The 1,245-nt window shown below is 47.6% G+C and carries 1 protein-coding gene; it reads left to right on the top strand.

Going from position 1 to position 1,245, the window contains the following annotated elements:
• A partial coding sequence (locus O9H32_RS32730; protein WP_269870246.1) for an IS1182 family transposase occupies nt 1-1,245 on the top strand: 1,245 nt, incomplete at both ends.

Below are 1,245 nucleotides of genomic sequence, written 5' to 3' on the forward strand. Positions count from 1 at the left end.
CTATGAGGAACTGGAAACAAAATATTGTTTGGACAAGGGACGCAGCGCAATTGACCCCATCCGGATGTTTAAATATTTGTTGCTGAAAACCATCTTTGAACTATCTGACGTAGATATTGTCGAGCGTTCTAAGTATGACTTGTCGTTTAAATATTTCCTTGGCATGGCACCGGAGGATCCGGTCATCGACCCGAGTTCTCTGACTAAATTCCGCAAACTGCGACTCAAAGACATCAACTTATTGGACATGCTCATTGGTAAGACGGTAGACCTCGCCGTCGAACTGAATATCCTGAAGAGCAACTCCATAATCGTTGATGCCACGCATACAAAAGCACGCTACAATCAAAAGTCGCCGCTAGAAATTCTGCAAGACCGTGCACGGAAGCTGCGAAAGTCCGTTTACACGATGGATGAATCGATCAAAACCAAGATGCCCGCAAAGAACACGAACGGCGTACTCGAAGACGAGATCGAGTATTGTCAAAAGCTTGTAACCTTCATCGAGATGGAATCCGGGATCGCGCAGGTGCCAAAGGTGTTGAAGCCCTTAAACCTGCTGAAGGAAACGGTGGTGGATGACATCGAGCAGCTTCAACTCGCGGCGGACCCGGATGCTCGAGTGGGACATAAAAGCGCCGATTCTGCATTCTTTGGATATAAAACGCATTTGGCCATGACGGAAGAACGTATCATAACGGCAGCTGTCATTACAACAGGCGAGAAGAATGACGGCAAGCAGTTGCAGACGCTCATCGAAAAAAGCAAGGCAACGGGGATGCAAGTTAAGACCGTCATTGGTGATGCCGCCTACTCCGAAAAAGATAATATTTTGTACACAACGAACAATGAGATTGAGCTTGTAGCGAAACTCAATCCGCTGATCACGCAAGGCAGCCGCAGGAAAGAAGATGAATTTCTGTTCAACAAAGATGCAGGCATGTACGTGTGCCCGGCTGGTCACATGGCGATTCGAAAGGCCCGGCAAGGCAAGAAAGACGTCGGTAAAAACCAGCAGGATACCTATTACTTTGACGTCGAGATCTGCAAGAACTGCCCGCTCAAGGAAGGCTGTTACAAAGAAGGCGCCAAGAGCAAAACGTATTCTGTAACGATTAAGTCTGAAGCACACTCGGAACAAATGGCATTCCAGGAAACGGAGCATTTCAAGGCGAAATCCAAAGAGCGCTACAAGATTGAAGCAAAGAACAGCGAGCTCAAACATAGGCACGGGTATGATGTCGC

The organism is Paenibacillus caseinilyticus (assembly GCF_027533645.1).
Lineage (GTDB): Bacteria > Bacillota > Bacilli > Paenibacillales > NBRC-103111 > Paenibacillus_G > Paenibacillus_G caseinilyticus.